The sequence below is a fragment of the Nonomuraea sp. NPDC049784 genome (assembly GCF_040659615.1).
GTDB lineage: Bacteria > Actinomycetota > Actinomycetes > Streptosporangiales > Streptosporangiaceae > Nonomuraea.
In genome coordinates, this window is sequence record NZ_JBFAMX010000525.1 from 1 (window position 1) to 7,226 (window position 7,226).

At 72.3% G+C, this 7,226-nt stretch carries 6 protein-coding genes; all 6 read right to left on the bottom strand.

The annotated features are described in order from the left end of the window. Nucleotides 1–824, bottom strand: an 824-nt coding sequence (locus tag AB0J09_RS50490; RefSeq protein WP_360708439.1) for an LLM class flavin-dependent oxidoreductase, incomplete at its 3' end; no start/stop codon positions are given. Continuing rightward, nucleotides 821–1,846, bottom strand: coding sequence for an LLM class flavin-dependent oxidoreductase (locus tag AB0J09_RS50495; RefSeq protein ID WP_360708453.1), 1,026 nt, complete (start codon nucleotides 1,844–1,846; stop codon nucleotides 821–823). The genes AB0J09_RS50490 and AB0J09_RS50495, both read right to left, overlap by 4 nt. 23 nt (nucleotides 1,847–1,869) lie before the next feature. Further along, nucleotides 1,870–3,072 (bottom strand): LLM class flavin-dependent oxidoreductase, encoded by a 1,203-nt coding sequence (locus AB0J09_RS50500; RefSeq protein ID WP_360708442.1) that lies wholly within the window; start codon nucleotides 3,070–3,072, stop codon nucleotides 1,870–1,872. Then, nucleotides 3,069–4,391, bottom strand: a complete 1,323-nt coding sequence (locus tag AB0J09_RS50505; protein ID WP_360708445.1) for an NtaA/DmoA family FMN-dependent monooxygenase — start codon at nucleotides 4,389–4,391, stop codon at nucleotides 3,069–3,071. The genes AB0J09_RS50500 and AB0J09_RS50505 overlap by 4 nt, the downstream gene beginning before the upstream one ends. A 96-nt stretch (nucleotides 4,392–4,487) precedes the next feature. Continuing rightward, nucleotides 4,488–5,696, bottom strand: coding sequence for a lanthionine synthetase LanC family protein (locus AB0J09_RS50510; protein ID WP_360708449.1), 1,209 nt, complete (start codon nucleotides 5,694–5,696; stop codon nucleotides 4,488–4,490). Between the two features lie 152 nt (nucleotides 5,697–5,848). Next, a partial coding sequence (locus AB0J09_RS50515; RefSeq protein ID WP_360708451.1) for an ABC transporter ATP-binding protein occupies nucleotides 5,849–7,226 on the bottom strand: 1,378 nt, incomplete at its 5' end.

A 7,226-nucleotide genomic window follows, 5' to 3' on the forward strand; every position in this document is an offset into this window, starting at 1 on the left:
GCCGCGGCCTCGTCGCCGGCCACGACCGCGTCGGCGGACACGATCACGTACGGCTCCTCCAGGACGGCGGACGGCTTGAACGCCTCCCGGTACGCCTCCACGGCCTCAAGGACGGTGGCGGGGCTGACGTGGTAGTTGGCGGCGAACGGCAGACCCCGCTCCCCCGCCACCTGCGCGCTCTGGCCGCCGCTGCTGCCCAGGATCCAGAGCTCGACGTCCGCGCCCTCGCCCGGGACCGCGTGGGCGGCCAGGCCGTCGGACGAGGTGTAGGTGCCGTGCAGGAACGCCTGCACCTCGTCGAGCTGCTCGGCGAAGTCCGGGGTCTGGGCGCCGGGCTGCTGGAGGAGCGACGCCTGGAAGGCGAGGTGCGGCGCCCTGAGGAGCCCGGAGAAGTCGAACGGCGGCGGAATGAGCAAACCGTCCACCACCCGCCCCTGCTCGGGTGGCGCCGGGGGGCCTTCCGCGCGGCGGGCGAGCTCGGCGCGGCGCTGGCCGGAGCGGCCGAGACCGAGGTCGATGCGGCCCGGATGGGCCGCATCCAGGAGGCCGAACTGCTCCACCACCGCCAGCGGCGTCTGGTGGCCCAGCTGCACCGCCCCCGAGCCGACCCGGATCCGGCTGGTCGCCGCGGCCACCAGCCCGATGAGCACGGCGGGCGCCGAGCTGACCACGCCCGCCGCGAAGTGGTGCTCGGCCAGCCAGTAGCGCCGGTAGCCGAAGGACTCCGCCTGCCGTGCCAGGTCGATGGTGTTGCGCAAGGCGTCCCGGGCGTTGCCGCCGGCCGGGATCGGCGCCAGGTCGAGGATGGACAGGGGAACCGTCATGACGAACCTCCGGGGAACGGCCTGCTGGGAATCTCCTTGCGCAGCACCGGGGCGATCTCCGACTGGAACAGCTCCAGCGCCTCGCGGTGCTGCGCGCCCGTCAGCCCGTCGGCGTCCGCGTGCAGGTGCATCACCTCGTGCCCGAACCGCTCGTGGTACCGAAGCACCTTGTCGATCACCTGCTGCGGGCTGCCGACCAGGATGGAGCTCCGCTCGATGGCGTCCTCCAGCGAGTGGAAGACCGGTGGCACCCCGTACTTCTTGAAGGTCTCCAGGCGGGCGTCGAAGATCGGCCGGTACGTCTCGACGGCGTCCTGTGAGTTCTTGGTGGCGTAGTAGCCCGCGCTGCCCGCCCCGATCAGGGCGTCGGCCGGGTCGTGGCCGTAGTGGGCCCACCGTTCCCGGTAGTAGTCGATCAGCTCGGCGTAGGGGTCGATGGGGTTGGTGACGTTCGCGGAGAAGAGCGGGTCGCCGTAGCGCGCGGCCAGGTCCACCGACTCCTTGCTGGTGGCGCTGCCGTGCCAGACGCGGATCGGCTGCTGGAGCGGCCGCGGCCAGGTCTCTGCGTCCGTCAGGGACGGTCTGAACCGCCCTTCCCAGGTCACCTTGTCCTCCCGCCACAGCCTGCGGAACAGCTCGTACGACTCGCGGTTGCGATCCCACTGGTCCTCGGCGGTGACGTGGAAGAGCTGGGCCTGGGCGGCGCCGTTCCCCTTGCCGATGATCAGCTCGAGCCGCCCGCCGGACAGGTGGTCGAGGGTGGCGTAGTCCTCGTACGCCCGTACCGGGTCGAGCAGGCTGAGCGTGGTGACCGCGGTGAACAGCTGGATGCGGGACGTCTTGGCGGCGATGTGGCTGAGCACCACGGGCGGTGAGGAGGAGATGAACGGCCGCTCGTGCCGCTCTCCCACCCCGAACCCGTCGAATCCCAGCTCCTCGGCCAGGACCGCGTTGGAGATGACCTCTTGGAACCGCTCGTTCGTGGATTTACGGCCGTCATGAACGATCAGGGTGATCGCCAGAAATTTCACGCAATGTCAGCTTTCTAGGAGGCGTAACGATTGGTCGCGGGCGGCAGGCCGAGGTGCCCGCGCAGGGTGGCGGCCTCGTACCCGCGCCTGAAGGCGCCGCGCCGCTGCAGCTCGGGGACGAGCTGCCGGGTGATCCCCTCCAGGTCGAGCGGCAGGGCGCCGGGCCGCAACCGGTACCCCTCGATCCCTGACTCCCGCCAGTCGAGCAGCAGGTCGGCCAGCTCGGCGGCGGTGCCGGTGAACGTGAACGCGTCGGACTCGGGAGGCTGGTCCAGCTCGTCGAGCCGGGCCTTGCGGTCGGCCGCGTCGTCCCCGACGTGGACCAGCAGGTCGGCGAAGACCTTGAGCGGGTGCCCGTCCCTGGGGACGTTCCTGACCTGCTCGACGATGTCTCGCGCGTGGTCCCGGCCGTGCGGGGTGACGAAGACGACGTCGGCGGAGCGGGCGGGCAGCTCGTACGGCACCGCCGACCCGCCGTGGTCGAGCACGGTCACGACCGGCTGCCCCTGCGGCGGCCTGGGCGTGATGGACGGCCCCTTGACGGAGAACCGGGATCCGGTGAAGTCGATGTAGTGCAGCTTGTCGCGGTCGATGAACCGGCCGGTGGCCACGTCGCGGATCTCGGCGTCCTCCTCCCAGCTGTCCCACAGCCGCCTGGCCACCTCCACGGCGTCGGCCGCCTCCTGGAACAGCTCCCCGATGAGCTCGCGGCTGCGCTCGTCGGGCTCCCATCGGCGCTGGTCAGCCGTGTCCCGCTTCGGGATGAGCGCCGGGATCTCCCTGCGGCCGAAGTGGTCTGCCTCCCAGCCACGGCCGGAGACCTGGACCCGCCAGCCCGCGCGCCCCAGGCTGACGTGGTCCAGGCTCGCGATGCCGATGGCCACGTGGAACGGTTCGGTGTGTGTGGTCGTGGCCGTCGGCACCAGTCCGATGTGCGTGGTGAGCGGCGCGAGCACGGCCGCGAGCAGCACCGCGTCGAACCGGCCGCGCACCTGGTCGGTACGCCCGTCCGGCCCGTCGAGGCGCGTGGACTGCAGCCCCAGGGAGTCCTCGATGGTGACGAGGTCGAGCAGCCCGCGCTCGGCCTCGGCGACGAGCCCGGCCCAGTGGCGCGCGGTGAACAGCTCCCTCGCGTTGACCGCCGGGTCCCGCCAGGCGGCCGGATGCCACCCGGCGCCGTCGAGCGCGACGGCCAGGTGAACAGGCGCGTCCGTCATGCGGCACCTCCCAGCCCGAGGTGGTCGCGGAGCGTGGTTCCCTCGTAGTCGGTACGGAAGGCGCCGCGTTCCTGCAGCAGCGGCACCACCTTGTCGACGAAGTCGTCCAGTCCGCCCGGCGTCAGGTGCGGGACCAGGATGAACCCGTCGGAGGCGTCCGTGCGCACGAACTCCTCGATCTGCGCGGCCACCGTCGCGGGCGAGCCCACGAACGACTGCCTCCCCGTCATCTCGATCACCAGCTCCCGGATCGTCAGCTGCTTCTCCGTGGCCACGGCCCGCCACTTGTCCGCCACCGCGACCCGGTCGGCCACCTGCACGCGGCCCTGGGAGACGTCCTGCTCGACGGCCGGCTCCACGTCGGGCAGCGGCCCCTCGGGGTCGTACATGGACATGTCCCGGCCCCAGATCTGCTCCAGGAAGGCGATCGCCGTCTGCGGCCCGACCTGCTGCCGCCGGATCTCGGCGGCGTGCTCGGCCGCCTCGGCGTCAGTGTCGCCGAGCGCGAACGTCGCCCCTGGCATGATCTTGAGCTGGTGCGGCTGCCGCCCGTACCGCGCCAGGCGGCGCTTGACGTCGGTGTAGAAGGCCCGCCCTTCCTCCAGCGTGCCGTGGCGGCTGAAGATGACGTCGGCGTTGGCGGCGGCGAACTCCCTGCCCTCGTCGGAGTCGCCCGCCTGGATGATCACGGGATGGCCCTGCGGGCTGTGCGGGACGTTGAATCGCCCCTCGATGTCGAAGTGGTGGCCTTGGTGCCGTACGGTCGCGATGGACCCGGGCCGCAGGAACTGCCCGCTCTCCTGGTCGGCGCGCACGGCGTCGGGCTGCCACGAGTCCCACAGTTCGCGGGACAGCCGGACGAACTCCTCGGCCCGCGTGTAGCGGTCGGAACGGTCCAGGTAGCCGCCTCGGCGGAAGTTCTCTCCGGTGAAGGCGTCCGAGGTGGTGACCACGTTCCAGGCGGCCCGACCCGCGCTGAGGTGGTCGAGCGTGGCCAGCCGCCTGGCCAGCTCGTACGGCTCGTTGAAGGTGGCGTTGACGGTGGCGGCCAGCCCGAGCCGCTCGGTGACGGCGGCCAGCGCGGCCAGCACGGTCAGCGACTCGGGGCGGCCGACCACGTCCAGGTCATGGATGCGGCCCTTCAGCTCGCGCAGCCGCAGCCCCTCGGCGAGGAAGAAGAAGTCGAATTTGCCGCGTTCGGCGGTGCGGGCCAGGTGCTGGAAGGACGTGAAGTCGATCTGGCTGCGGGATCGGGGGTCGGCCCAGACGGTGGTGTTGTTGACGCCGGGGAAGTGCGCGGCCAGATGAACCTGCTTCATATGGCCTTCTCGCGGCGGTGGGGGACGTCACATGCGGTCATAACGTGCTCCTTGGCTCAATACCCAGTTAAACAGTAGGAAAACTGGGTATCGCTGTCAACGGAGCACGGACGTGGGCAAGGGGATCGCGGGGAACGGGTTGTCGGGCAGCAGGATCACGCGGCGCGGACGGTCGGCCTGACCTGCGGCGTCGAGGTGCAGGAGCGCGGCGCCGATGCCGGCCGCGCCCACCATGTAGCCGGTGTCGGCCGTCACCTCTCCGGGGCGCAGCCGCCGGTACGCCTGGTACCAGCGGTAGCCGCGCCCGTCGTGGTCGGTGGCCCGGCCGATCAGGTCGGCGGCGAGCTGGCGGGCGTACTCCAGGTGGGTCTCATCGCCCGTCGCCGCCCACAGCCCCACGAACAGCTCGATCAGGCCGGCCGTGCCGCAACACTGGCAGGCCACATTCCAGTAGCCCTCGGTACGGCGCCGCGGCACGCCGCTCTTGACGATGCCGCGGGCCAGCCGCTCCACCCACTCCAGGTCGTCGGGGTCGCCCCCCACCCGGTACAGCTCGTAGAACATCCTGGCCACGCCGGCCGAGCCGGAGCAGAAGCCCAGGTAGTGCAGCCCGCGGGCATGCGGCACGTGGTGCGGGACGACCGCGCAGGAGCCGCTCACGACGCTGATCTCGCGGACGAAGGCCGCCCCGCTGCGGGCGGCGAACAGGAACCGCTCGTCGCCGGTCACCCCGTACAGGCGGGCGAGCAGGAACGCCGTGCCGGACGTGCCCGCGAGGAAGCCGGGCGTGACCGCGTCCATGGGCAGGTCGGCGCAGTCGCCGAACTGGTGCCCGGGGACGGGCAGCCGGGCGATCCGCAGCCCCGCCTCCAGGGCCGCCTCCTCGTACGCGGGCACGCCGAGATGGGCCGCCGCCCGGAGGAGCCCGAGGATGATGCCGCCCTCACCCCGCTGGGCGGGATCCCGCGACCATCCGACGCCGTTCCCGGACTCCCGGCCCCTGCGGACGATCTGGTCGGCGATGGCGGCCGCCTCGGCCTCGAAGTTCCCCTCGCCGAGCGCCCAGCCCGCCTCCATGAGCGCGATCATCGTGCCGGTCAGCCCGTGGTAGAGCGAAAGGTCGTCCTGCTCGCGCCAGGTGGCGGCGAGCCTGCGCGCCCCGGCCGCGGCGTCCTCCAGGTACGCCTCGTGGCCGGTCGCGGCGGCGAGCTCAAGGAAGAACAGCACGATGCCCGCCGCCCCCGAGTAGAGGGACCCGGGCTCGGGGGTGACCGCCGACCCGCCGTGCGGATCGGGATTGGCCACCCAGCGCCTCCCATGCTCGTCATGGGCTGCGGCGGATCTGATCCACCGGCCCGCCAGGATGGCGGCGGTCAGAGGGGAATCGGCTCGGGCGCTCGATGCGCGAATCCTGTCCAGGCTCACTTTTCCACTATCCCACACACTTGGTAGGAAATTCAGGAAACCCGGGGAACCGCCTCGACGAGTTCCCGCGTGTACGGGTGCCGGGGCTGCGAGAACACCTCCGTCACCTCTCCTTCCTCTACCACTTTGCCGTCCTTCATGACCAGCACCCGGTCGGCTACATGGTGCACCACGCCGAGGTCGTGGCTGATGAACAGCATGGCGGTGCCGTACTCGGCCTGGATCTCGGCGAGCAGGTCGAGCACCTGGGCCTGGATCGAGACGTCGAGCGCGGAGACGGGCTCGTCACAGACCAGCACGTCGGGGCGGGGGCCGAGGGCCCGGGCGATGGCCACGCGCTGTCGCTGGCCACCCGACAGCTCTCTCGGGTGCCGTCCGGCCACGCTGGGGGGCAGGCCGACGCGGTCGAGCAGGTCGAGGACCCGGGCGCGGCGCTCGGCTCCGGGCAGGTCGAGCGGCTCGGCGACCAGGCGGCCGACGGTGTGGCGGGGGTCGAAGGAGTCGAGCGGGTTCTGGGAGACGAGCTGGATCCTGGGGCGGAGCGGGCGTCGTCTGCGCTCGGGCACGCGGCTCCACTCTCTGCCGTGCAGGGTGACCCGGCCGGCGTCTGGTTCGAGCAGGCCGAGGGCCAGGCGGGCCAGCGTGGTCTTGCCCGAGCCCGACTCGCCGACCACGCCGAGCGTCTCGCCCTCGCACAAGGTGAACGAGACGTCGTCGACCACCCGGCGCGGGCCGTACGACTTGGACAGGGCGGCGCCGGCGAGCACCCGTGCCGACGGGTTCGGCGCACGCCGGGGCAGGGGCGCGCCGGGCGGGGTGGCCGAGAGGCGGGTGCCGCGGGAGGCGGCCGACGGGACGGCGGCCAGCAGCGAGCGGGTGCAGTCGTGCGCGGGCGCCGACAGCACGCTCTTGGCGGGGCCCTCCTCGACGACCCGGCCGTCCTTCATGACGAGGATGCGGTCGGCGATCGAGGCGACGACGGCCAGGTCGTGGCTGATCAGCAGCAGCGCGCACCCGGCGGCCCGGCGCTCGGCCAGCAGCCGCAGGATCTGGGCCTGCACGGTGACGTCGAGCGCCGTGGTCGGTTCGTCGGCGATGATCAGCTCGGGGCCGGCCGCGATGGCGGAGGCGATCAGCACCCGCTGCCGCAGCCCGCCGGAGAGCTGGTGCGGGTGCTGCCCGATCCGGAGCGCGGGATCGGGCACGCCCACCGCGTCGAGCAGCTCGAACGCCCTGTCACGGCGCCGTGCCCGTGGGACGACGTCGTGAACGGCCAGCACCTCGCCGATCTCGGCTCCCACGGTCCGCAGCGGGTCGAGCGAGACCAGCGCGTCCTGCAGCACCAGCCCCGCGAACCCGCCCCGCAGCCGCCGCCACTCCGCGGGTCCGAAGCCCAGCGCGTCCCTGCCG

Coding starts and splice junctions, on each gene's coding strand:
- AB0J09_RS50500 (WP_360708442.1), bottom strand. CDS start 3,072: ATGACGGACGCGCCTGTTCACCTGGCCGTCGCGCTCGACGGCGCCGGG.
- AB0J09_RS50505 (WP_360708445.1), bottom strand. CDS start 4,391: ATGAAGCAGGTTCATCTGGCCGCGCACTTCCCCGGCGTCAACAACACC.